The organism is Hymenobacter cheonanensis, assembly GCF_030581075.1.
GTDB lineage: Bacteria > Bacteroidota > Bacteroidia > Cytophagales > Hymenobacteraceae > Hymenobacter.
Genome location: NZ_JAUQSW010000001.1, coordinates 592,509 through 616,248, shown reverse-complemented (window position 1 = coordinate 616,248; position 23,740 = coordinate 592,509). Strand labels below are relative to the sequence as shown.

Sequence of the window (23,740 nt, the reverse complement as noted above, 5' to 3'; positions counted from 1 at the left end):
ATCTTAAAACCATAATAACGTATGCTTACTCAATTCGACCCAATCGTTAATGTTACCTTTAGATTCCTGCAATTGCTTGGAATTAAGGCTAATAGTTCTACTCTCAATGAAGTTTTGCAAAGCCACCCTGACTGGCCGAGCTTGCTTTGTATTTCTGATACTTTAACAAACTGGAATATTCCAAATGGGGCTGGTAAAGTCACTACAGAAGAACTAGATAGTCTGCCTGTTCCTTTTCTGACGCAATTGGTTGGTGAAGGGCCTGCACTTATAACGCAGCTTGATGCAGAACAAGTCACTATATACCAAGGGGCAAGTCAAAAAACGTCTACCCTAACGCGTAGCGAGTTATTTCAAAAATGGAATGGCCTATATCTCATAGCCGAACCCTCATCTATTTCTGGTGAGCCTAGCTATGAAGCAAATAAAAAAAAGACTTTTATTAATCGCGTCATTCCTAGTACAGCCATAATCCTACTGCTCATAGCTTCTCTAATTTTATTCGACAAAACTGTTAGCAATCTGGGCTTAATAACTAGACCCTATCGATTAGGCCTGTATGGGCAGTACGCTATTATGCTAGCTGGCACTGTAGTTTCTACTTTATTAGTGTGGTACGAAATTGACGGAAATAATTCAGTCTTGCGGCGGGTTTGCACCAGTATCGCCAAAAGTGATTGTAGTGCGATTTTAACCAGTAGACGTTCTAAAGTATTCTCATGGTTAAGTTGGAGCGAGGTTGGCCTATTTTATTTTGGTGGAGGGTTGTTGAGCTTGCTTTTAGGTAATAGTAATGCGGTGTCAACTATAGCATGGCTGAATTTGCTAGCCCTTCCTTATACAGTATTCTCTGTCTACTATCAATGGAAGGTAATGAAGCAATGGTGTGTACTGTGTCTAGCAGTGCAGATGCTACTTGTACTCGGAGGAGTGAATGTTTTACTTAATGGCCTTTTGAATCCTTTAAGCCAATTTAACTTCACAACTGCCTTTTTGCAGCTAATTACATATTTGCTTATGCCAGTAGTATGGTATTGTATAAAACCTTATTTTGTAAAAATTCAGGAGAGCAATACATTTCGTCGAAAGCTTCTCCGTCTTAAGTTTGATTCTAACGTTTTCAGTACTTTATTAAAGAGCCAGAAAAATATTTCACACATGCCAAGCTGCCTCGGGATTGAGTTAGGCAACCCGCAAGCCCAGCATACTTTAGTAAAGGTCTGTAATGTGTTTTGTAGTCCTTGTAGCAAAGCGCATCCTGAAATTGAGAAACTATTAGCATTAAACACTAACTTAAAAGTCAAGATTATATTTGCAACCCGCGATATTGAATTTGATGCTGCGTTTTATCCAACCCAGCACTTATTGGCTATCGCCGCTAAAGCCAACACAGATGAGTTGCAGCAAGCTTTAAATGATTGGCATTCTTTGGAAGTTAAGGACTACAATAGATTCGCTACTAGGCATCCTGTGGATAAGGGATTGCTTGATCAGGCCAAGCATATCATGGCAATGAATTCTTGGTGTAAAGAGGCAGGTATTAGCCATACGCCAACCTTTTTTTTGAATGACTGCGAGCTACCTGACTTTTATAATCTGGAAGACTTACAGTATTTTCTACTAGACCCAATTGCTTCAAATGCATCAATTTAAAGGACGAGTCGTTCTGTTGCGATACCTACTCTGTACTATTCATAGAGCTGCAGACCTGTGAGTATGCCGAGGGCTGAAGTCAGTGCAGCCATTTTCACTGGTGATTTCACTTTTTACCTTTTCTATCATGAATCCAATAAAACTGAGCTTAGCTAATATCCAGGGCAAAATGAGCCGTATGGATATGAAGAGCATTATGGCAGGAAGCGGTGGCACTGGATGGTGCTGCTGCTGGAATGGCACTTCTAATTGCAGTGCTACGGTATCTGGTACGCCTGCACCTAATGCTTGTGTATCCGGGGCTACCTTATGGAATTGCCCAATGTAAGTTTTAAAATGGGGGCAGCTTTTTCAAGCTGTCCCCATTTTTTAATGCGTAAGCCATTAGTAGGTGATCCAAGAGTGCATATTCTTATTTGTAAAATTTGCTACAAGTGTAGTGACCTCATGTATAGGCTATCATGAAAAAGTTTCACTATTATAAGCAGCATGACCAAATGGATTGCGGTCCGGCCTGCTTACGCATGGTAGCTAAGTATTACGGGCAGCACTTCACAGCGCAGTCCCTACGTGAGCGAACCGAGTTGAACCGGGAGGGTGTATCATTGCTAGGCTTAGCTGATGCTGCGGAAGCCATCGGCTTTCACACACTAGGGGTGCAATTATCTTTTGAGAAGTTACTAAGTGAGGCGCCATTACCCTGCATTGTCCATTGGCGACAAAACCACTTTGTAGTGGTGTATGCCATTCGTCCCAGTCGCCAGTGGATGCACCAAGTTGTAGGAGGTTTTCGCCCTGCTACTCAAGCTGAGCAAAGACCTGCGCCATCTGCACCAGCTTTGGGGCAGCTAACTGGGGAGGGACAGAATTTCACGCAGGGAGCATTATCCCCAGCTACGGTGTACGTAGCTGACCCCGCTGCAGGGCTATTAAAGTATTCCGCGGAGGAGTTCTGTGCGGGCTGGTTCTCAGCGCATGTGCAAGGACAGCCTACCGGTATCGCCCTACTACTCGAGCCCACGCCTGCGCTTCACGCGCAGGAGGAGGAAGAGGCTGAAAGCAGCTATAGCTTCGCCCGGGTGTTGGGCTACATGATGCAGCAAAAGGGGCTGCTGTTGCAGTTGTTACTAGGGCTGGCGGTAAGCAGTTGCCTGCAATTATTGGTGCCCTTCCTTACGCAGTCTGTGGTCGATGTAGGCGTCTCCACCCAAAATGCACCTTTTATCTACCTTGTGTTGGGGGCGCAGTTAATGCTAATGACTGGGCGGCTGTCGGTTGAGTTCATCCAGAGTCGACTGCTGCTGCATGTGAGCACACGTGTCAACTTGGGCATCCTCTCCGATTTTCTCATAAAGCTACTGCGTCTGCCTTTGCTATTTTTCGATACAAAGAATTTTGGGGACTTAATGCAACGTATTGGTGACCACCAACGCATTGAGTCTTTTATGACCGGACAAGCATTGTCATTTCCTTTTGCACTGGCTAATATCTTGCTACTGAGTGTAGTAATTGCTCTCTTTAGTCTGCCTATTTTTGGAATATATTTATTTTCTAGCTTGCTTTATGCTGGCTGGATATTATTGTTTCTGCGTCCTCGGCTCCAACTCGACATGCAGCGCTTCAGCTTATCGGCTCGCAGCCAGAGTGCTCTCGTGCAGCTTATTCAGGGGATGCAGGAAATTAAGTTGGCTGGAGCCGAGCGACCGAGTCGCTGGGCTTGGGAGCGATTGCAGGCTGGCTTATTCCGCCAGCAGCTTCGCAGCCTAAACCTAGGTCAGCTTCAGCAAGCAGGAGCTTTTGTGCTCAACGACGGTAAAAATATTCTCATTACCTGCCTAGCTGCGCAGGCAGTAGTCAAGGGGCAGATGACACTTGGGACGATGTTGGCTATGCAGCAGCTTATCGGCCAGCTCAACGGTCCTGTAAGTCAGCTTATAAGTTTCGCGCAGGGCTGGCAGGATGCCAAGATTAGTTTGGAGCGGCTTAATGAAGTACATACGCTAGCTGATGAAGAACCAGTAAATCAGCCCCTCTTGCAGGAATTGCCAATTGGCTGCCTACACCTGCGTGAGCTATCATTCCGCTACCCAGGCGCTAGTAACGAGTTCGTACTGCGCGGGCTCAATCTAACTATTCCGAGTGGTAAAACTACCGCCATCGTCGGTATGAGTGGCAGTGGTAAAACCACGCTACTTAAGCTGCTACTCAGATTTTACGATCCAACAGCGGGCGAAATTCGGCTGGGTGAGGCTGCGCTACGCCACGTTAGTCACGCAGCTTGGCGAGCACAGTGCGGGGTGGTAATGCAGGACGGATTCATCTTCTCAGATACTATTGCGCGCAACATTGCTGTGGGAGCCGAGCGCATTGATACCAATCGTCTCGCCCACGCTGTGCACGTGGCCAACCTGGGTGAGTTTGTGGACTCGCTACGCTTAGGGCTACACACTAAAATTGGGGCCGAGGGCACGGGGCTTAGTCAGGGGCAACGCCAGCGCATCCTTATCGCGCGCGCCGTATATAAAAATCCCCAATTTATTTTTTTCGACGAAGCTACTAACGCCCTAGATGCTACCAATGAGGCTATCATAATGCATAATCTAGACGACTTTTTTCATGGTCGTACAGTAATAGTAGTGGCTCACCGCTTAAGCACCGTCTGCCACGCCGATCAAATAATAGTACTCGAAAAGGGCCAATTAGTTGAGTCGGGAAATCACGCCGAGCTTGTGACTAAACGGGGAGCCTATTGGCAATTGGTAAAGAATCAGCTAGAATTAGGGACATGAGAAAAGCCTCTGTAGTGACTAAGTCCTATTTAACTAAAGCTTAAAAACTAGTTTATGCCTTTTGCGCAAGAATTTACTGACTTGCAGTCGGAAGAAATGCAGGAACTGATGGCTCGTCCCCCGCAGTGGCAGTTACGCTGGGGAATTACGATTCTATTTCTGTTGCTGTTGCTCGTAGCAGCCAGCGCTTGGACAATCCGCTATCCTGACTTAGTACGGGCCTCTTTCAAACTTACTGCTATTAACGCTCCCAAGCCTGTCCTAGCCCGCACGGAGGGGAAGATAGTGCAATTATTGGCTCGCGAGGGGCAGGTAGTAGAAAGCGCAGCCCCCTTAGCGTACTTAGAGAGCACTGCAAGCCACGACGAGATTAGGCAACTTATGCAGGAGCTAACTGCGGCTTGGAAAGTTGCTCAACATGGTGATCTCGAAGGGTTACGGAGTCTAAACTTATCGGGTTATCATCAACTAGGCGAATTGCAGAGTGCTTACCAGACGTTCGAGCAGGCTCATATTCAACTACGAGCGTATCTAGCGGGAGCGTTTTATAGCCAAAAAAGGGTTATACTAAAGCAAGAACTGGGCGACTTGCAACAATTAGCTTTACAACTACGAGAGCAACGTCAGTTACAGGGGCAAGATGCTGCCATATCACTGGAGGAAGTAGAAGCTCAGCGGCGATTGGCTGCTCAGAAGGTTATCCCCATACTGGAGTTGAAGCGTGAAGAAAGCAAAAATATTGCTCGGCAACTAGCTTATCAACAAACTGCTGCTACACTACTGAATAATATTAGTTCTCAACGAGCTAAACAAAAGGAATTGCTAGAATTGAGTAAACAAGTGGCTGAGGGACGTGATCAATTTTTACAGGCCTTAAATACCCTGCAAAGTGCCGCCGCTGCCTGGCAAGCGCAGTATGTACTATCCGCGCCAGTTGGTGGGAAAGTGTATTTCTCAGGAATTATACAAGAAAATCAGTATGTGAATATTGGGCAAGAGCTGTTTAAGGTTGCGCCGCCTAGTACAGGCTATGTGGGTGAATTGCGAATACCACAACAAAGCGCTGGTAAAGTAAGCTTAGGCCAAACTGTGCTCGTAAAGTTTACTGGGTTTCCATACCAGGAATACGGTGTAGTACGGGGTCACATTACGGCCGTGGCTGATATTGCCTACAAGGATAGCGTATTTCTCGCAAAAGTCACTTTGCCAGTAGGTCTTAAAACCACATATGGTAAGACGCTGTCCTACAAAACTGGGATGACTGCATCGGCTGATGTGCTAACAACGAATAGCCGATTACTAGAAAAGCTTTTTTACAAACTGCGTGGTATATAGCGTAAACTTATTTAGTAATAACTTCTTAAGGAAGTTCGTTAAATATGTAGGGAAAGCATTAAAATAAGAAGGAATAAGAAGAAGCAATATCTGGCACAATTCTATCTGAACGGCACCTCTATTGTCGGGGCTACTAACTAGGCGAACGTTCTCCATAATGCCACGCAAACTAGCTCGTATACTGTGGTAACTACTAGCGCTGATGGTGGCCCTTCCAGCCCATCAACTATGTTGGCTGTCGTGCCGGCACAAGCCGCTGCTAGCCTCACGCGCTACCCTAATCCACTAGTTGGCGATCTTCTCACACTGGAGTTGCGAGGCTATCCGCAGGCGGTAGACCTAACGTTACTTAGCGTACTTGGCCAACGAACTCGATGCCCACCAAAAGTGGGTGATACTACTGATCAAAAGTCTTGACCGTATCAAGCACGACGGCCGCGGCGTTGAGGCTAATAAGGGTAAGTAGAGCCCCGTCCAGGATGCACTCGGCCCTTGTCTGGCCGCCATCGTGGTAGTCAAGTAGGGCATGCACAAAGTGGCGCAGCAGGCGGGGCATAAGGCGATAGTTCAGCCGCTTATTCCGGGCGGGCATCCGTGAACACCCCGTCGGCGATTGCCGCGTAGGGGTCGGGATCGCCGATAATCTTACCGGCGTACGTACCGGAAAAGCCGGTACTCGTAGCAGTTAGGGAAGTGGTCGCGTTGTCGAAAGTATACCGGTAGCCATGGTTGCGCACCCATAAGATGCCCGTGTTTACGGGTTGGTAAGCCGTGGAAGGTTGCCTGCCATCCTTGAAGTAAGTCAATTCCAGGCACTCGGCCCCGCTCTCGGGTTGGGGTACGGTCGTGAGGTGCACCAGAAGCACATCCTTCGTTTGACCGCCGTAGAAGGTGTTGGTGTAGGTGCTAGTCGTCGCCTGGCAGCGCCTAAGGACCCCGTCAAGCGTATAGCTGCCATTGGAGGCAGGCACTGGGTCTTGTGGCTTTGCGCAGCTCAGCGCGCCGAGTAGGAGCAAGACCAGGGAGCGTAGACGCATGGCAGGGGTGCGCGGGGGCAGTTAGTAAAGTAGCGCGGGCGTAACCGAAGTCCTAAACCAGAACTAGCTTACAATTTCGGCCCGAACAAGTAGGCGGCCGATAGCTGGAAGCTGCGGTTGCGGATGACGGGTGCCTCGTAGGGATTATTCGCAGTGGGGGCGTAGGCGGCCCCGATGTTGCGCAGGCCCAGACTGAACGTGGCTTGGAGTTGCAGGGCCCCAACGCCGTAGCCAACCCCGGCTTGCAGGCCCGCATCGAGCTGCCGGGAGTAGTAGTTGGAGTCCTTCGTGCTCGTGGCGTAGGTATCGCCAGCCGCTACCTTACCTGAGTAGGTGCCGCCGCCGGTGATGGACGAGCCGTAGCCCGCGCGGGCGCCGTGGGTGTATTGGCCACCTAAGAGCCAGCCCAGGTAAGGGCCTAAAAACACCTGTCCTCCTTGCCCATCGGCCCGCTGGCTGTAGAGCAGGTTGACGGGTAGGGTGAGGTAGTTGAACTGGAAAGTGTACTCGTCGAAGTAGTAGTAGTTGTTGGGCTGGTAGTAGGAGGAGATGGTGACGGCGGGCGCCTTGCGGGCGTAGAGCAGGGCCGGCTGCAGGCTCAGGTGGTCCGTTAGACCTAGCTGGGCGACGAGCCCGGCGGCAAAGCCACTGCGATACGAGCCGGAGGGGGTAAAATAGTCGGGGTAGTCGATGACGGAAAAGCTAGCCGAGGAGAGGGTGTAGCCTACCTGGGGGCCAATGCGAATGCGTACCTGGGCCTGGGCAGCTGAGGTGGTAAGGAAGAAGCTTCCGAGTAGGAAATGGGTAATGAAGTGCTTCATTAAGTATAGGGGGGAGATGGGTAGGAATAAGGTATAAGCAGTGGCGTTAGCAAAGAGAGCGTGTATAGGTGCCAATACCCAGCACTGCTCCAATCAATAGGAAAGGAAGGACATTTTGTGGCGCCTGCTCTGGCGGGTAGAGATAGGGCCTTGGCTGCGCACTACGTTGAGCCAGCGCATCGGTGCTACCTCAGGGGGAACAGGAAAAAGGTAGTGCCATAGGCAGGCACTACTCCACGGCCAACTGCCGGACTGCGGTTGCGGTCCCGGCCTGCACTTGCAGTAGGTAGAGCCCCGCGGGCAGGCCAGCTAGCGGTAGCTCATGTACTACTCCGCCAGCAGGTAGCTGTACCAGCGCCGTGCGCACCTTCCGCCCGAGCGCATCGCGTAGCACCAGCGTTGCGTGGGTGACACCGGCTACGGCTGGCAGGTGCACCATCGTAGCCGCATGCGCCGGATTAGGCCATAGTGCCAGCCCTGGTAGTTGGCCTGGCCGAGTGGTCGCCAGCACAACTGGGTAGCTCAGGGCTACGGCTGGCTCTATTACTGGTGGTACATCGTAGATGCGGTTGGCGGTCGTGTTCGTACGCACCGCTGGGTTGTAGTCAAAGAAGATGTCGGCGTGGTTTTCGATCAACGTTTGCGGAGGCAAGCTCGCTTTGGGCTGAACGCTAAACTGCACAAAGCCATTGCTGGCGGGCTCGTTGCGTGTGCTTGGCGGTAGGTTGATAGTCGCAAATTCAAAGGTGAGTACCGGTCGGCCCTTGCCCCCTACGGCTAACCGGTAGGGGTGCGAGGCGCCTTCTACTCGTAGCGTGCGCATGTCCAGCCCGGCGTCCAGGGTATCGACCACTGCTACCCGATATGCGTCGTCACTTCCCGTGTTCTGGAAGCGTATCCGGTAGCGCAGGGGTTGCGCAGTTGGCGTCCAGTGCTGGGCACTCGTGCCGGTCGGTGCCACCTGCTTATCATTCGGGTCGTGCGAGTCCACAATGGGCTGGCAGTCCTCGGCTACCTCTGGCTGGGGCGCGTTGGGTTGCATAGCGGCCATATCAGGGTTGGCCATCCCAGCCACACTTAAGCCCCGCACTTCTACCGTGGCGCTGGCTGTGCGTTGCGTGGGGTGGCCCGCCGGCTGATCGGCTTCCAGGCGCAGCACCGGCCGGCTAGCGGGCCAGCGCAGCACGAGGCTGTCGCCCGCTCCCAGGCGGTAGCGGTGGCGTAGCGCAAGCGCACTGTTTTGGTACACCCGCAGCGTAAGGCTGTCGCTCATCGCCCCGCGGCCCGTATTCCGGACCACAAACCGTACCTGATTGCCCGCTTGCGCAGTTCCCTGCACCCGCATCGAAGCCTGGTTCCAGGCTGAGGAAACTGGGTACGAGTTGGCCGGCGTAATCCAGGCCTGGCTGCATACCGTGAGGCCGCTCAGGGCTGGGTTGCCACACACCACCGAGTCCTGAATGGTAATGCTGCCGTGCTGATTTGAGGCCAGATTGCCTACGGCGAATACGTAGTGCCCAGCGGCATCCCGCGTGTGCGGCACATCGGCCGAGATAAAGACCACTTCAGGAGGCAGCGCTACGAAAACGGTGGCAGCAGGCGCCGTCGCAAACCCATAGTTCAAGTATGAAACGATCGTGGTGCTTCGCGCGCAGCGCCGTCGCCGATTGGAGGCAATATTCACCCGCAGCAAAGGCGCAATACTTACCTGATTACCAAAGTCCGCGTTAGTGGCTGTGCTCCCGTAGCTTCCGAATGTTACGAGCGTGTGCTGCGCGCACGTCTGCTGAATGGTGCGCCCCACTTCGTTTGTTGGCAGGAGCTGCTGCACTTCGTAGTGCCCGGTGTCCGCCGCAATAACGTAGTGCCCCGTCTCATCTGTCATCCCGTAGTAGTCGCCAGGGCTGGCCCTTAGCACAATCCCGCCCAGGGGTCGGTCGGTCGCGTCCTGTTGGCAGTTGCCATTTCCGTCCTCAAATACCTGCCCGCTAATGTAGTTTTCGGGCGTTTGCTTGCTGCTGACGTAATAGGTAATCAAGTCATTGCCCTTGTACATGCTCAGCAGACGCGTAGCGTGGCGATTAATCGATACGCGGCTGCCTAGCTCGGGTATTTGCGTGAGCGGGCTGCCATCGGCTGCAAAAGCCCGGCTGTGGACGCTGCCCCCAATGTCACTGCCTACATAGATATTGCCGGCTGCATCCACATCCAGGTCGATGTCACCTACCGCCACGCTCGGATTTGGCGGTGGGGGGGTGCCGTATTGGCGTAGCAGTTGCCCTCCCGGCGCAAACTTCTGCACCCGTCGCCCATCATTGTCAGCAACGTACACGTTGCCGCCCTGATCTACTGCTACCGCCCGCGGCACAAACAGCTGCCCGGCCCCCGTACCAAAAGAGCCAAAGGCTGCCACAAACAATCCCTGCTGGTTCAGCTTGCGCACGCAACCGCAGGAGTTGGTAGCCAGGTACATGTCGCCGCCGGCGTCTACGGCCATGCCTGTTATCTGCTGGTTGTACGCACTCGGGCTCAGCCCTAAGTCTTCAAAGCGCGCCACAAACGCCCCTTGGGGGGTAAATTTCTGTACCTTGAATTTTTGGGTACTGGCATTATTGTTCGTGCTTTCCAGCACGTAGATGTTGCCCACCCCATCTAGCCCGAGGCTCACGAGGGGTAGCGAAAACTGTCCCGGCCCGGTGCCGTAGCTGCCAAAAGACAGCAGGAGCTGGCCGGCCGCGTCGTACTTGCGCACTTCGTGCTTGGTTTCGCTCAGCGTGTACACGTTGCCGGCCTCATCCTGGCTCACGTCACTCAAGGCACTCAGATTACCCCATTTATGAAGTAGCTTACCCGTCGGCGCATACTTATAGAGGTGGCTCGAGCGTAAGTCATTGGAGGCATAAGCCCCGTAGATGTTACCCGCTTCATCGTGCGTTAGCCGGGTAACGGGGTCACTTAGGCCAGTTGTGACGACGAGTGGCCTGCTATACACCCCGCTAGCGTCAAAGAGGTTTAGGTCTACCACCAAGTCGCCGGTAGCTTGCACGATGAGCGACTTGGCTTTGACGCTTGGATTGGCTGTTTGCCAAGTCACCCCATTCTTCATCAAAGAGAAGCTTGTCAGTAGCTTACCTAACGCATTAAGCTTCGTGACCACAAAGTTCTCGTCTAGCAAATACACGTTGCCTACTGCGTCCACTTCCACATCGGCCAGGTGGGTGTAATTCGTTGCAGTCGCGTAAGGAAGGGTATAGGTGAAAAGGAGCTTACCCTGGCTGTCGAAGGCTTGGAAGCGGGCTAGGTCATAGTCAGCCACGTATACATTTCCTGCCGCTGTTACCCTCAGGCTGTTGACGGTCTTGAATTGCCCGGGTCCTGTTCCCACCGAGCCAAAGTGCAGCAGTAAACGGCCCTCAGGGCTGTACTTCCGAATAAAGTCGTCGGAGCCACTGGTATTGTAGCTGCTCACGTACACGTTTCCGGCTCCATCAAGGCCTAGGGCCTGGCACCAATGGTTCGGGCTATTGGCTGTGGGATCGAGCGTGCCCAGGTATCGTCCCGTTGAGTCCAGCTTGGTTATGTTGCCGTCCAGTACATAAAGGTTGCCCGAACGGTCAACGCTTAGGTCATACGGGTAGACCACCGGCGTTCCCATCATTTTGTCTAAGCGGTAGGTGGCTGGCTGAGCCAGGGCTAACCCCGTACTAAGTAGAGAAAGTAAGATTAATAGTAGATTTTTATGCATTTAAGTCCTTGTATAGGAGGCAATAGACAGGTAGAATAGTCAAATGTAGCAACCCGCCTCTTACTACGTTAAGTACCGCGCTGCGCTTGAGCTGTTGAGTATTCCCTCTTGCGTGCTAGTTGACCATACTAAGTAGCTAGCCTAGGGTACGCGACCAAATACTAGTACCAGCAAAGGGCGGTAAGCCGTGGCCTGGGCATTGCAGCTACCACTAGCCGCGCTGGCAGTGGCGAAGGTGGCCCAACTCCAGGCCAGAACCTGCGTCTGCGCCGCGCTGACAGTGGCGAAGAAAAGGCAGAAATACAACCAGAAAGTGGATCGGCCAGCGGCCAGTTTACCTGCGTAAGCGTTCGTTATACAACGAGAAAAAGCAGAAATCTGCGCGATGATACGGTCTCTGGTGCTGCTTGCTACCATCCTGGGTCCCAACCGCTCGGACCCCGGCGGACAACTAGCCGCGGGGTGGAGGGGCCAAGGGTGGGTTGCGCTTAATGCAGGGGGCGGAAGGTGACCAAACTCTGGTATACAGCAAGACGAGAAGAACTCATGAACGGCTAGCGGCATGGCATAGTTATTCACCTTTCTCGTGCGTGGCGTACACTGAATCACTTCTCGCTAAAAACACGCTAAAATCCGCTGCTACCTGCGCGGAATTAGCAAAGTCGCAACCCAAAACGCCGCGCGCAAACAGGCTGTTTACTCCCCCAATCTTGCTAAGTAGCGAGTACGAGTGAGGGAGCTAAGTAAGGGTGCTGTGTTAGAGGCAGTTTAGCCTTATTCCCTAGTGCAACATGCCCAGCGCTCGCGTATGCAAAGGGCCAACTCTCGGTCCGATGCCTTGCTGGAGAGAAGTAAATCGGTATACACCAGCAGGGGATGAGCTAGCCCCCCACTGCCTGCCAGTTTAGGAATCGGAAAGGGCGGAGCCAGAACCTCTACAGTCCCACTTGCCGGGTCGGGTACGAGGCCCCAGACAGGCAGGCTAGGGCTGTAGAGGGTAAAGGAAGTGGGGGAGGAGCCGTCTTGTAGCAGAAGCCGAGCTGCTGGTTCGCCGCTCCAGTAAGAGCCCGTCACCATCGGCAACTGCCGCCACCGCATACCGGGCGCCGTGGCCCAGCGGTAGCGCTGAGCCCCAAGTGTTGGGCGTAACTGGGTAGCATAGTCCTGTACCCAGCGTGCAAGCAGGGCTTCGGTATGCAGCCAGCGGTGAAGGCTTCCCTCCCGCAACAATCCTTGCTGGCGCAACTCGGAAAAAAAGGTGCTTACGGATCCCAATGCTACGCCGACCCGTTGGCTTATCTGGCGATAGGAAGCTTGGTGCAGATCGGGTTCACTTAGCAAGTAGTAGAGTAAACGTAGCCCTACAGGCGCTGGTGCAGGTGGCGCAACAGGGGTCGGTAAAACCTGACCCTGGATGAACAGGTAAAAATCAGCTGCCCGTACGCAGGCATTGCCCGCCGCATCCAGGTAGGGCTGACCCTGCGCTTGGAGTGCCGTAGCCTGAAAAGGGGAGAGGGGAGGGCAGATAAGGATGACTTCTGGGTAAATTCGGTCTAGGGGCTGCGTGGAAGCTAGAAAGGTGTGCGAGCCGATGCGCAGGCGATTTGGGCTGTGCCAGCTAACGGGTTTTCCGGTTAAGGCTGACAGGGCAGCAACAGCCTGCCCAAGAAATTGGGTGGGGAGGGGATGAGTGTTCACAAAGAAAGGACACCTGCGGCCTGCTGAACAAAGAGGCCAGTGGGGGCGATGTGGGGAGGCGCCCGATGGGGCGACGGGGTAGCTTATTTACTTGGCCTGGGTCTGATCTTCCTCAGGGAAGCGCAGCAAGTCGGGCAGGGATAGCTCCAGCGCCTGAGCCAGCGCTGCCAATACCTCCAGTGTGGCACTCTGGTTGCCAGCTTCCAGGCGTTGCACCGTGGCCCAGCCGATGTCCGCCTCGTCAGCGAGTGCTTGTTGGCTAAGACCCCGTTGCCTGCGCAGGGCGCGCAAGTGCGCGCCGAAAGAAAGCAAAAGCGCCGGGTTTTTCACCTCGGCAAGGAGGCGGTAAAGACAAAAACTTATCCTATCGTATGCGATATAAATGGGATGCACCCAATTATCTTTGCTGAGGAGCTAATACAGCTTCTTTTGCGATATGACGAACCAAAAACGGTGGTTACTGCCGCTTATCTGCTTAGTGCTACTTGGCGGCGCCCTCGTAGCTTACAAGCAGATACCGCGCATTCGCTTGCAAGGCATCTACTACAGAACAGGAGAGCCAACTCCCGGCTTGCAGCGAATCGAGATTACCCGTGACCGGTTCATCATGCACGTAAATGGTGCCGGTGCGCTGGCATCCGATTATGCGGTGGAAAACGGGCGGATTTATGTGGGCAGCCAGCCGAGTCAGTTCTACTTCACCATTGACGGGCTGGGCGTAATTAGCAATCAGGGGAATATGGGCATGGAGGGGACGTATCTGTTACAGAAGTAAAAAAATGATGCTACAACCACCAGTATCAGCCATTTCACTCTTGGCTCAAGTGCAAACCCCTACGGGAGCAATATGGTATGTGCCACAAGCCAGGCGGCACGGCGATTTTTTGGTGCAGCGTCGCTACGTGGGGGATGGCAACCGCACTTATAGCGGAGGAAGCAAAGAGGGCCTGTTGTATAGCTACCGCGAGCGGGCGACCCCTCTGCTTGTGCCATATCTTAATCCTGATGCGGTGCAGGCAGCTGGGTTGGATATGACAGCCATCATGAACTGGAATGCTGCCCATCCTGAGCAGATTTTTTCTCACCCTACCTACGCGCCCCTCTGCCTGCGCTGGGAGGCTAATACGCACGGGTATACGGTAACAGCCCCGCAGCAAAGCACCTTGCAACCAGATGAGGTTCCATTCATTCCTTACACCTGCTGGCTGACAGGAACTACGTATTATCAAGTAGATACTGCCGCTGATCAGCAAATAATTACTGCTCTGCGAGCCCGGGCGGGGCTCTTACTGCATGAGCGGGAGGTAGGGCTAGAGGGGACCTGGCCTGGCTGGTATGTAATCGACATTGGTCTAGCGGGCGAAGTTTTAGCCGAAATAGGGCAGCGGGTAGCTGTTAGCTGTAATCAATTGTATTATGGCGTCTGGATATACCCTGAGGAACCGGGTGTCATGCACTGGTTGAGTCTACACCCGATAGCTGAAGAGGCTCTGGCAGTTTTTCAGTGTCTACCCGAAAGCAATTGGCAAGTGCAGAAAAGCATAACTATGACTGCCATGTGGGGCTACGGATTAGGCTGGCCCGGTCGGGAGCCAGTATGGAACCAACTGAATGAAAAGTGTATACCTTTCGAATATGGAATCGCCTTGTGGCAAAACAAGGCAGTCCCTTATCCGAGTCCCGTCGCTCCCCGGCAATTGCTTGCTTATGAAGTAGCCGAAATGGAAGTCCCCTTAACCGAGCGCATTCCAACACTTAGGGAAATTATTAACGCAGCAAGACCTTCTCGTTGGCAGCTGACGCAAGGACTAGGTTGGACGCTAGCAAAGCTTTTACACCTTGAGTATCATCCGTGGGAGTTGACTCTCATGGAAGTGAAACAATTGGCTAGAAAGTTAGAAGTAGAAGAGAAAGAGTTGACGACTAGCCTATGGCACGAACTGCAGGCATGGGAGTCAGAAGCAAAGCGGGAGAGGAATACAGCTGCCAATAAGGCACTAGCTGCAGTGAAAGAAACATCGAGCGTTGACTGAAAACGAGCATTAGAGAATTACTCAGCTTCTTTTTTCCACTGCGGAGTTGTTAGATCTTCGTATCGACCGTATTTCATCACGGAGCGCACGGCAACATCTGCGGTACTACCATTTCGATGTTTAGCGATGATAACCTCCGTGACATCAAGAGTCGAATTACCTTCCTCGTCGTTCATGATTCGGTAGTATTCCGGACGGTAAAGGAAAATGACGATGTCAGCATCCTGCTCCAGTGCCCCTGACTCCCGTAAGTCTGATAGTTGGGGCCGTTTAGTCTTATCGCGCTTTTCTACTTCCCGCGAAAGCTGTGATAGTGCAATGACAGGAATTTCCAATTCCTTAGCTAATTGCTTTAAGCCGCGGCTGATAGAACTGATTTCCTGTTCCCGGATAGCCGCTTTACTACTTGTCCTATCGCCTTTCATTAGCTGGAGGTAGTCCACTGCTAGCCACTCAATACGTTCCTCAGCTTTGAGTTGAATGGCTTTTGCTCGTAGGGCACTGATAGTTAATTCAGTTGGGTCATCCAGCATAAGTCCTAGTGACCGTAAAGGTTCGGCTTTCTCGGCAATAGCATACGCCTCATCGAGTTCGCCGTCGAACAGACCGCGTTTTAGCTGCGAAGTACTATAGCCAGTTTCTGTAGCAATCAACTTGGTGATTAGTTGCCGGGAGCTGACTTCCAATGTGAAAATGGCTCCTCTCTTTCCAATGCAGGCGGCATGTTTACCTACCGCTAGTAAGAAACTGGTTTTACCCATGCCTGGGCGGCCGGCGACAATAATCAAATCTGATTTCTGCCAGCCCCCCGTGACCTTATCTAACGCCGTTAAACCGGTGGGTACGCCAGTGAGGCCTTGGGGGGTCGCTGCCGCCTTGATAATTGCTTGCACTTCATTATCCAGGTAGTGACTTACGTAACGCGGGCGTTTTTCCTGTAAAACGCGTTGTAGTTCATCAGTTGCTTGTTGCATCGTCGCTAGGAGATCAAATACATCGTTCTGTTTATTAGCAGCTCGTGTAAGCCCTTGCTGAAAAGTTGCAACCATTCTCCGGCGCACGTAATGCTCTTGTAAGAGTTTACAATGAGAAGCTATATGCGCAGTTCCGCTGATATTCAGCGTCAAAGCACACACCCCTGCTGGGCCGCCAACTGTCTGTAGTTTGCCAATGCTGCTAAGTTTCTCAACAACTGTTATCGTGTCTACAGCATGTCGCTCCTGACTCAGGGCACACATAGCATGGTAGACAATCTGGTGCGTGGGGTGATGAAAAATATCCGGGTTGGTGCCTAAGGTGTCCATTACCATGCGCAGGGCAGGTGACTCTTGCATTGCTGCCCCAAGGATAGCAGCTTCTAACTTCTGCGATTTCGAAGTTGGAGCAGAGATGAAATTCGTGCTCATAAGACGTAGGATTGCGTGTTGGCCTTTGCAAATAGATTACCCTGCGATGTGGTGGTTGACAAGGTTTGCGGTAGTAATAAGACACCCCGCTGGCTATCATTATTCAGGTAAGTGATAATCCATTTAGACCAAGCAGGCAGCGACCGTAGCACTTGCTTGTCGCGGGCGGTGACTAACATCTGCTGGCGATACGTCTCGATATCCACATGGCCATAATTACTCGCCCGTAGGATTTGGGCAAAAGCTTCTTTGTCAACCAATGGACTTTGGTCCGCATTATACTGCGCTGGGGATGTAGAGGCACTTGCTACAGGCAAAGAATGACTGATTTGTACAGCCCTTGCTTCAGCCATCGTTCGCTCGTACGGTCTTGCTATTTCTTGTGGTATAACTACTGTATCCCTGTTTAACGATGAGCGAACATTTTCCAGGCTATTCGCCTTGGATTGCCCTATTGGCTGTAAAATAGACTGGGAATTAGAAGCCGTATTATGCAGAGTACTAAGCTCATCATGTGGAGTAAGGCGGTACACAGTTGGACAATTCTTGTAGCCTGATCTAAAGGATAAAAGGCCATGCTGCTGCAACTTCGCTCGAGCTGCAATGAGCGTCTTTTCAGAAATGCTAATACTAGCACAGAGAGCACCATTGGTATAGCCAAAGGGGTTTTTCCATTGCAGACTATTGCATTCCGCCATTAAAAAGTAATAGAGAGTTGCTTCAGAAGGGGTAAAGCGAGCTTGAGGATAAAGTCGCCGGAAGCGGTTCATCAATTTGATATAGTCCATAAAACGGTAATGAGTAGATGGAAATAAAATGAACTCTAGGCCTGCCAAGCAGACTGAGGTTGCGAATTCATTTAGCCGCTCTGCCTTTTTTAGTAGTGCGTTGCTGGCCCTGCAAGGCCGCTAGCACATCGGTACGCTTTAAGTAAGTGCGTCCGGAAAGCTTATGGAATTTGAGCAGGCCTCGCCGCTTCCATTCGTGGATGGTCTGCGAGCAAACATCGAGTAGCTGGGCGGCTTCTCGGACGCTCAGAAGCTGATCTGGTTCGGCGGCTGATGTAGGCGCGCTAGCAGGCGCATTCTGGACCTCGCTGCGAATAAGCGAGCGCAGGTCATCTAATAGTTGGGTATAGGGTACACCCGAGAGAATGAGTTGTTGCATGGGTTGCACGCTCCCTTGTTATGGTGGAGCGATACAAACCTGGGAAAAAATATAGCCGGTCTCGGGGGCTTAACCCCAAAACCGGCTATACCTGCCATAAAACCGGCTGTAATTAGACGTTACTTGTCCGTTTAAGAATTTTATTGGTCTCCTTATAAGAAGCAATCCCAGCCTTTGAACCTCTGAAGGTGTCTAGCGAAACGGGTATAGAATACCGACGGCCAAAGAAGCCATTTCTTTCAGCTATAGTACCCCCTATCCATTTGTTTTCTTTAAGGGCTTGATGAAAGCCGACTAACACTGCTTTCTTTCGCTCTCCTAGAATAAACTTTCCCTCGCTAATTAACCCTATACTTGTTGCGAGCGCATCTATTCTGCTCAATATATTTTCTGGGATGGTAAACTCGTAGGGCTGAGCTTCTATCTCAGGTAAGGCGCCCACATTACAATGGGTGTCAAACTTTTGCTTGTTAAGCCAGGCAATTGCTCTTTCGTAGCGCGTGGAGGGTTGCACAGCGTCACGCAGCACATCCAATAAATAATCTCGCCCGACGACATCATTCAGTAGAGGAGTTGTTTCCAATAGCTCCGTCATGTAAAGTTCCACCTCGTAGAGCGGCCAGTGTGCCACCTGCATTCGTAACGCTTCAGCAAAACTCGGATGAAAAGGCGTGCGGCTTCCGAAATAATTACTACGCTCTACTAAACGCTGCTGAAATTTGGTATCATCTCCTCCGTGCTCAAAAAGAGCAGTGCTTTTATCTAAAAGCGCACAGTGGATAGCTTCAATAGACAATGCCTGAACATCGCCTCCTATGCCCATTATCCGTGCTATTTGGCGAGAGACTTGCAGGAGTGCGTCTTCACGACGCTTTAAATAAGGGTTGATTCTCTGTTGCTTTTGCACATCTAAATGAAAATACAATTTTACCAGCGTTCATCCAATAGTATCATTCTATTGATACACCCGAGCAAATTCATTAAGCACGGCATCCTCTGTAACGTTTACGTAGCGGCTAAAAGATTTCAAATCCTTGTGGCCAGTTATTTTCATAATCAACTCGGGGCGCAAGCCATCCTCTAGGGCTAGCGTAACAAAGGTGCGGCGGGCCGTATGTGTTGTCACGAACTCGTATTTTGGAGCTGTCTGGGTGTGGCGCTTGCCCCCGGCGTAGTGCGTACGCTCGGTCAAAGTTTCAATACATGCCAGGGCTGCTAGCTCCTTTAGATATCGGTTCAATGTCTGGTTTGGCAGCGGCCGTAGCGTGCCAGCCGTTACCCTAGCTAGCAGTGGTCTTGCTTCCGGCTGAATAGGTATGGTGAGCGTATCTCGCGTTTTTTGGGTGGTGAGGCGCAGGCGGTCAGCTTGGATATGCTCTGGCCGTAGTGCGGCAACGTCGGAAAAGCGTAGGCCAGTGTATACCCCAAGTAGAAACAAAGCGCGCGCATTATCAAGCGCATCTCGTTGGCACAAGTCAAGTGTGGCCAATGCAGTAACTTCACTGCGAGTCAGCGTTAAAATATCTGGCTCCCGCCGCTGCCAGCTTATTTTCTTAAAGTCAGGTCGAACTGGATACCCTTGTTCAACGGCCCAGGCAAGAAAGCACTTTAGGATAACAAGGTTTTTGCGAACGGCCGTATCGCGGAGTTGTCGTTTGGTTAGTAAGTATTCAGCTAATTGTTGGGCAAAAGCATTTCCTACAGTTTCGAAAGTGATGAGTTGCTTTGCTAGCGTTTGAAAGTCGCGCAGGTGGCGAAGGGTGGTGCGGTAGGTGCGGAGGGTGTTAGGAGTATGAGTTAATGTACGGCTGGCTATCCAGCCAGCATAGGTGTCTAGTAAATTAGTCTTTACTGCAACAACCGGTTCAGCCTCAGTAGGAGTAGGGGCAATGGCTTCCTTTAGGTGGCCAGCCGTGGGCAAGGCGCCCGTCGCCCGGTGCTGGCCGTAGCAAGTGAGGATGGCTAATTCAACTGCATCGAGCGCATCATTTAAATGGCCATTTAATTCATTGCCTCGACCTCGTACTTGGGCACGTTGGGCTTCTTTCAGCCACTTAGCTGGAAGTATACTGAGCCCAGTATACACTTTCGTGCGACCGGCTTCGTGTGCCAGGTAAGCAAAAATAGCTGTCGGCCGTTCAGCCTTCGGCTCCTTCAAATGGAAAGAAACAGTTGCCATAAGGTTGGAATACTTAGTTACCTGTCAAATGTACCCCAGAAAATACTTCGGGGTACAGATCGGGGTACAGAAAAGCCGATTTAGTCCTACTTATACCGACAGATACTGACAAGCAAAACTCGTAAAATGCCTTTAGAACGTACTGTGGGCTATATTTGGGCTTTGGTAAGTCGGCATAGAATAGTTTATTCGATTCCAAGTGGGCCCACTTCAAGCCCCTTATAAATACTTGTTTTGCAAGTATTTATAAGGGGTTTTTTATTGCTAGGGCTATTTCCGGCAGCGCCAGGCGTAGCCGGGTAGCGCCGGCCCTGGGGGCTACTTCAGCACGAGATAAAACTGGGCTTTAAAGCGCCTGGTTTGGCATTGCCCCCGATTAGAGCGAGGTACCCAATCGCCATGATAATCAAAATATTTTCTCCATAGTACCACCGCATGTCTGGGGCTGTAAACCAACACCCCCGGGCTGTTGGTAAAATCCAGCGCTGGGTCGAATTCTGCGTGCAGCGGGTTCTGCACTTCCAGCCCTAAATGCCGATAAATAGTATCGGAGCAAACGCCATTAGCCAGCGTAGCTAGGGCATCCTGGAAGTTACCTGCACGAGTGGGCTCAGCTGTTGTGTTGTCTCGGTTGAGGCAGCCGTACTCGCCATAGGTTTCGATAAACTTTGCCATTGCCGCGTAGCAAAGGTTGGCGTACTGAATAATGGGAGTGGCTTCCGCAATGGGTAGGTCACTGCCCTCGGGCTTTGGCTGCGACTGGTCGTTGCGCACAAACATGGCGGCTTGGCCGGCCTGCCGGCGCTCCGCATCCGTGATGGTAAGCAGCTGGCCATTGCGCAGCCTGATGTTTACTGACGTGCCCGTGCGGGTAGTATCAAATACCCGCCCTAGGCCATATCGGTCGATAGCGGCCTTTATCAAGGCTACGGATGCGCAGTTGCCCGTCTGGCCCTGATAAAAGGCCTGTAGCCGCATCGAGTCAGGTGACTGGGCCCAGCTGGCTTGCGCCGCTATGGTTGTTAATAAGTTGACTTCCAGACTGATTAAAGAAGATTTCATAGCAGAAAAAGGAAGAGTGTGAAGGTGAGCCGGCCGCATCTGCTGCCATTGTCGGGTACCTGCTTCAAAATTCTTTTTTCAGCTAGCCTGCGCAATACCAAAAAGTAGGTAAACATCTTCCGGCCAGCCTGGCTGAGGTGCCGCCGCCGGCACTCACCAACTCCGGCCCCGCGCCGGCCGGTGCGTCGTACAGCTCGCGCAGTAGCGGCGGCACTGCGCGGGAATGGTGAAAAAGACTGCCGATTTCCGGGGGGTACTAGCCCCGCAGAAGGGCATCGAAGAGCTAAGAACCCGCCATGGCCTGGGGGCGGGCCCGCGGGAGCTGGCTAAGCTGGCTAATAAGCTACCCTGGTTTTTCAGTTGTTAAAGCCTATTTTCAGGGCAAACGCGTGTGATATAGGCAAGGCGTCCGAATTATGCTCGTACCCGACCGCGACGCGCAGCGGGTAGTGGGCATCTGCCGCCCCGATAGTCCACGCCAGGTCGAAGCCGGCTACCAGCCCTGGGTTTCGACCAGCCATGATGCCCGCGCCGAGGCGGCCTTGCAGCGTGGCGTTGAGGTAAGGCAGCGGCGCCAGGTTGGGGGCAAACAGGACGTTGGTCTGCACACTACGGGTAATTTTCTGCTCCTCGCTGCGGTAGGGTACCGACTTCAGGGCCACCGCAGCCCCATACTCGGTGCGCCGCAGCAGGCCATGCCTGGCATCAGCGGCGAAAGGGGCCAGATGATACTGCAGCTCCCCGCCCCACACGCGCTGTGGCCGGTCGGCAGGCTGCTGCCCAAAGCCTAAAACAGTCCAGGCCGGATGGTAGTCATAGGCAAAGGCATCGTTTGGATTGACCGGCGCCGTGGCAGTGCGCAGCGCTTCCGGCGGATAGTACAGGATATAATCGCCCGCTTCCTTGAACACGATGCGCTCGGAAGAATCGGTAAACTCAAACGCGGTAGCCGACTGCGCGACGGTGCCGTAGGGCCGGAAATGGTTGTTCAGCAGCTGGCGCCACCGGGTTTCCAGGTGGTCGTCGTGAGGTGGTCTAGCTAGAACGGACAGGGAGAAGTCTTAACTTTCCCTGCCCATGACTGAAAAGAAACCACTTGACACCCAGCCCGTCACCCGTAAAAAATACACGCCTGCTTTCAAAGCAGAATGTGTCCGGCAAGTCGCAGCTGGGGCGCGCCAAACAGATGTGGCGCGTGCTCAGGGCATCTCCCCGGCGCTGCTGGGCCGCTGGCCCGGCCGGGCTGCCGGCTGGCGGCAGTCCTGAAAGCGCTTTGGCGTTCGTAGCTGGCGGCCGGCAAGGCCGTTGGCCCGCCCCGCAGGCCGGCGTTGCCGTGGTAGCCGGCCAGCTTTTCGGGGGGGCAGGGCGCTAGTTGCTGACGGGAATGGAAGCCGCCAGGCCGAAGCCGGCAACGAGCTGCCCCTGCGAAAAGCCCGGTATTTTGGGGCCGAAAAAAATCGGGACATTGGTCGTCAGACGCACCGCATTCACGCTCAGCGTTACCCCAAAGTCCAGCGCGTGGTAGGTGCGCTGGCTGCTGCCCAGGGCTTCAGCCAAAACAGCGGTGTTGGACTGCACATCCCCGAACAAGTGGCGCAGGGTGTAGCGCGCAAAGGGCTGTACTTGCGCGAACAGGTCCTTGTCGGCTAAGTGGGTGCGGCCCTCTACCAGCTTGTATACCAGGCCGATGCTCGGTGCCAGAATGTTGAGGGTAGTGGTGCTGTCGCGGCTGCTCCAGTTGGTTTGCACTGCCACCAGGCTCAGCGACATCCCCAAGCGGTTCGATTCGCCGATGTCGTTTTCAGCCGATACTGACGTGCCAAACTTCCCGAAATAATACGTAAGATTGCTGGCGAACGACAGCCCATTGCCCACAACATACCCATTAGGTATCAGCAGCGCCTGCCCAAAGATGCGCCTTTGCTCGGCCGAAGCCACGGTGCCCGCTTTTGCAGCCTTAGCCACCCCCGTAGAGAGCGCTCCGGCCCCCGAAAACAGCACCACCAGGGTGCTTATTGCTACCCGCGGGTGGCTAACGGTACGGTAGCCTACCAAGTGCGCATCGGCCGGCGGCTGCGGCTCGCTGCCGTCGCAGAAGGCCCGGTCCTGGTAGTTTGTGTACGTGTATTTCAAATAAGTCGGCTTCATAAATACGGCATCTACTCCTAGCGAGCCGGTTTTGCCAGTGGTGGTGGGGGTAGAAATCGTTTTGTTGAAGTCGCCGTCCGATACTATTCCTACCACCCAGTTGCCCAGCCCGGTCCGGGCCTCCGGTACCGTTTCCAAGTTGTCGAACTCCGTCAGCAGCGTCTTGGCGTTGCCGATGCCAATGCCGGTTGCAGGCACCGAGGGGCTATAGGTCAGCTTGAGCGAATCGGGGCAATGGCCGTAGTCTACGCGGTTATGAAAGCGGTTAAACGCTTTCTGCGACAGCCACTGCGTTTCTATTTCCTGGCTCGGCTGCGTCTGGCTGCTAAAGCCAATCGTGCCCTGCCCGTATGCGTGCGTAGAAGCAAGCAGCTTTGCTAGGCCAATCAACCACCAGGTACCTGGCCTGGCGGCTTGAGAGTGGGTAAAGAAGTCTTTCATAGTATTTAAGGGTGCACTAGGGTGAGCAACTCCTGCCCCGGGCCTCCGCAACCTGCGAGCGGCGCCAGGCAGCAAAAAAATTCAGCGTATGCCCCGTAGCCTGCTGGTGCGCCGTCCCGCCAGCCCGCGCGCAGGCATCGCCGGGTGCCCGCAGCAGGTTCAGCCGGAGTGCCTCATCGTGCACGAAGCCGGTACCTGCCGGCTATTGCCATGCACTGGCGCCATA

The 23,740-nt window shown here is 52.9% G+C and carries 20 protein-coding genes; 6 read left to right on the top strand and 14 right to left on the bottom strand.

Going from position 1 to position 23,740, the window contains the following annotated elements; genetic code table 11:
* Nucleotides 1–21 precede the first annotated feature (21 nt).
* From Q5H89_RS02645 to Q5H89_RS02635, 3 genes are all read left to right on the top strand, one after another.
* Complete coding sequence (locus Q5H89_RS02645; protein ID WP_305017742.1) at nt 22–1,653, top strand: vitamin K epoxide reductase family protein; 1,632 nt, start codon at nt 22–24, stop codon at nt 1,651–1,653.
* Between the two features lie 461 nt (nt 1,654–2,114).
* Entirely contained in the window at nt 2,115–4,442 is a 2,328-nt protein-coding gene (locus tag Q5H89_RS02640) for a peptidase domain-containing ABC transporter (RefSeq protein WP_305017741.1), read from the top strand.
* Nucleotides 4,443–4,496: 54 nt separating this feature from the next.
* Entirely contained in the window at nt 4,497–5,777 is a 1,281-nt protein-coding gene (locus tag Q5H89_RS02635) for an HlyD family efflux transporter periplasmic adaptor subunit (RefSeq protein WP_305017740.1), read from the top strand.
* 397 nt (nt 5,778–6,174) lie between these two features.
* Here the strand turns inward: Q5H89_RS02635 and Q5H89_RS02630 are convergent, their stop codons facing one another.
* The 6 genes from Q5H89_RS02630 to Q5H89_RS02610 form a co-directional block, all read right to left on the bottom strand.
* Nucleotides 6,175–6,333: a hypothetical protein gene (locus Q5H89_RS02630; RefSeq protein ID WP_305017739.1), complete on the bottom strand. Its 159-nt coding sequence runs from the start codon at nt 6,331–6,333 to the stop codon at nt 6,175–6,177.
* A 19-nt stretch (nt 6,334–6,352) separates the two neighbouring features.
* Nucleotides 6,353–6,814, bottom strand: a complete 462-nt coding sequence (locus Q5H89_RS02625) for a hypothetical protein (RefSeq protein ID WP_305017738.1) — start codon at nt 6,812–6,814, stop codon at nt 6,353–6,355.
* Nucleotides 6,815–6,882: 68 nt separating this feature from the next.
* Nucleotides 6,883–7,635, bottom strand: coding sequence for a porin family protein (locus Q5H89_RS02620; protein WP_305017737.1), 753 nt, complete (start codon nt 7,633–7,635; stop codon nt 6,883–6,885).
* A gap of 229 nt (nt 7,636–7,864) precedes the next feature.
* A complete protein-coding gene (locus Q5H89_RS02615) occupies nt 7,865–10,951 on the bottom strand; it encodes a DUF7619 domain-containing protein (protein ID WP_305017736.1) in 3,087 nt (1,028 codons plus the stop codon).
* A gap of 1,203 nt (nt 10,952–12,154) precedes the next feature.
* Complete coding sequence (locus Q5H89_RS23200; RefSeq protein WP_369810632.1) at nt 12,155–13,078, bottom strand: type IV toxin-antitoxin system AbiEi family antitoxin; 924 nt, start codon at nt 13,076–13,078, stop codon at nt 12,155–12,157.
* A gap of 87 nt (nt 13,079–13,165) precedes the next feature.
* Nucleotides 13,166–13,471, bottom strand: coding sequence for a helix-turn-helix domain-containing protein (locus Q5H89_RS02610; RefSeq protein ID WP_305017735.1), 306 nt, complete (start codon nt 13,469–13,471; stop codon nt 13,166–13,168).
* Between the two features lie 43 nt (nt 13,472–13,514).
* On the opposite strand from Q5H89_RS02610, the gene Q5H89_RS02605 reads away from it, so the two are divergent.
* Both Q5H89_RS02605 and Q5H89_RS02600 read left to right on the top strand, forming a co-directional pair.
* Nucleotides 13,515–13,853: a hypothetical protein gene (locus Q5H89_RS02605; protein WP_305017734.1), complete on the top strand. Its 339-nt coding sequence runs from the start codon at nt 13,515–13,517 to the stop codon at nt 13,851–13,853.
* 49 nt (nt 13,854–13,902) lie between these two features.
* Complete coding sequence (locus Q5H89_RS02600; protein ID WP_305017733.1) at nt 13,903–15,111, top strand: hypothetical protein; 1,209 nt, start codon at nt 13,903–13,905, stop codon at nt 15,109–15,111.
* Nucleotides 15,112–15,128: 17 nt separating this feature from the next.
* On the opposite strand, the gene dnaB is transcribed toward Q5H89_RS02600, so the two are convergent.
* The 7 genes from dnaB to Q5H89_RS02565 all read right to left on the bottom strand — a co-directional run bounded on the left by dnaB (nt 15,129) and on the right by Q5H89_RS02565 (nt 21,836).
* Nucleotides 15,129–16,517 (bottom strand): replicative DNA helicase, encoded by a 1,389-nt coding sequence (gene dnaB / locus Q5H89_RS02595; RefSeq protein WP_305017732.1) that lies wholly within the window; start codon nt 16,515–16,517, stop codon nt 15,129–15,131.
* Nucleotides 16,514–17,305, bottom strand: a complete 792-nt coding sequence (locus Q5H89_RS02590) for a hypothetical protein (protein ID WP_305017731.1) — start codon at nt 17,303–17,305, stop codon at nt 16,514–16,516. The genes dnaB and Q5H89_RS02590 overlap by 4 nt, the downstream gene beginning before the upstream one ends.
* 67 nt (nt 17,306–17,372) lie before the next feature.
* Nucleotides 17,373–17,684, bottom strand: coding sequence for a helix-turn-helix domain-containing protein (locus tag Q5H89_RS02585; RefSeq protein WP_305017730.1), 312 nt, complete (start codon nt 17,682–17,684; stop codon nt 17,373–17,375).
* Nucleotides 17,685–17,796: 112 nt separating this feature from the next.
* Nucleotides 17,797–18,591, bottom strand: a complete 795-nt coding sequence (locus Q5H89_RS02580; RefSeq protein WP_305017729.1) for a hypothetical protein — start codon at nt 18,589–18,591, stop codon at nt 17,797–17,799.
* A 48-nt stretch (nt 18,592–18,639) separates the two neighbouring features.
* Nucleotides 18,640–19,863, bottom strand: coding sequence for a site-specific integrase (locus Q5H89_RS02575; RefSeq protein ID WP_305017728.1), 1,224 nt, complete (start codon nt 19,861–19,863; stop codon nt 18,640–18,642).
* Nucleotides 19,864–20,181: 318 nt separating this feature from the next.
* Nucleotides 20,182–20,925, bottom strand: a complete 744-nt coding sequence (locus Q5H89_RS02570) for a hypothetical protein (RefSeq protein WP_305017727.1) — start codon at nt 20,923–20,925, stop codon at nt 20,182–20,184.
* A gap of 356 nt (nt 20,926–21,281) precedes the next feature.
* A complete protein-coding gene (locus Q5H89_RS02565; RefSeq protein WP_305017726.1) occupies nt 21,282–21,836 on the bottom strand; it encodes a hypothetical protein in 555 nt (184 codons plus the stop codon).
* Between the two features lie 166 nt (nt 21,837–22,002).
* Here Q5H89_RS02565 and Q5H89_RS02560 point away from each other — a divergent pair, with 166 nt between their 5' ends.
* Nucleotides 22,003–22,191: a transposase gene (locus Q5H89_RS02560; protein ID WP_305017725.1), complete on the top strand. Its 189-nt coding sequence runs from the start codon at nt 22,003–22,005 to the stop codon at nt 22,189–22,191.
* A 102-nt stretch (nt 22,192–22,293) separates the two neighbouring features.
* Here the strand turns inward: Q5H89_RS02560 and Q5H89_RS02555 are convergent, their stop codons facing one another.
* Nucleotides 22,294–23,514, bottom strand: a complete 1,221-nt coding sequence (locus Q5H89_RS02555; RefSeq protein ID WP_305017724.1) for a hypothetical protein — start codon at nt 23,512–23,514, stop codon at nt 22,294–22,296.
* Nucleotides 23,515–23,740: the final 226 nt, after the last annotated feature.

Bases quoted from the DNA above. Each gene is read 5' to 3' on its own strand.
- Q5H89_RS02645 (WP_305017742.1), top strand. From the start codon at position 22: ATGCTTACTCAATTCGACCCAATCGTTAATGTTACCTTTAGATTCCTG.
- Q5H89_RS02590 (WP_305017731.1), bottom strand. From the start codon at position 17,305: ATGGACTATATCAAATTGATGAACCGCTTCCGGCGACTTTATCCTCAA.
- Q5H89_RS02620 (WP_305017737.1), bottom strand. From the start codon at position 7,635: ATGAAGCACTTCATTACCCATTTCCTACTCGGAAGCTTCTTCCTTACC.
- Q5H89_RS02570 (WP_305017727.1), bottom strand. From the start codon at position 20,925: ATGAAATCTTCTTTAATCAGTCTGGAAGTCAACTTATTAACAACCATA.
- Q5H89_RS02635 (WP_305017740.1), top strand. From the start codon at position 4,497: ATGCCTTTTGCGCAAGAATTTACTGACTTGCAGTCGGAAGAAATGCAG.
- Q5H89_RS02575 (WP_305017728.1), bottom strand. From the start codon at position 19,863: ATGGCAACTGTTTCTTTCCATTTGAAGGAGCCGAAGGCTGAACGGCCG.
- Q5H89_RS02585 (WP_305017730.1), bottom strand. From the start codon at position 17,684: ATGCAACAACTCATTCTCTCGGGTGTACCCTATACCCAACTATTAGAT.
- Q5H89_RS02625 (WP_305017738.1), bottom strand. From the start codon at position 6,814: ATGCGTCTACGCTCCCTGGTCTTGCTCCTACTCGGCGCGCTGAGCTGC.
- Q5H89_RS02605 (WP_305017734.1), top strand. From the start codon at position 13,515: ATGACGAACCAAAAACGGTGGTTACTGCCGCTTATCTGCTTAGTGCTA.
- Q5H89_RS02560 (WP_305017725.1), top strand. From the start codon at position 22,003: ATGACTGAAAAGAAACCACTTGACACCCAGCCCGTCACCCGTAAAAAA.
- dnaB (WP_305017732.1), bottom strand. From the start codon at position 16,517: ATGAGCACGAATTTCATCTCTGCTCCAACTTCGAAATCGCAGAAGTTA.
- Q5H89_RS02640 (WP_305017741.1), top strand. From the start codon at position 2,115: ATGAAAAAGTTTCACTATTATAAGCAGCATGACCAAATGGATTGCGGT.
- Q5H89_RS02555 (WP_305017724.1), bottom strand. From the start codon at position 23,514: ATGAAAGACTTCTTTACCCACTCTCAAGCCGCCAGGCCAGGTACCTGG.
- Q5H89_RS02630 (WP_305017739.1), bottom strand. From the start codon at position 6,333: ATGCCCCGCCTGCTGCGCCACTTTGTGCATGCCCTACTTGACTACCAC.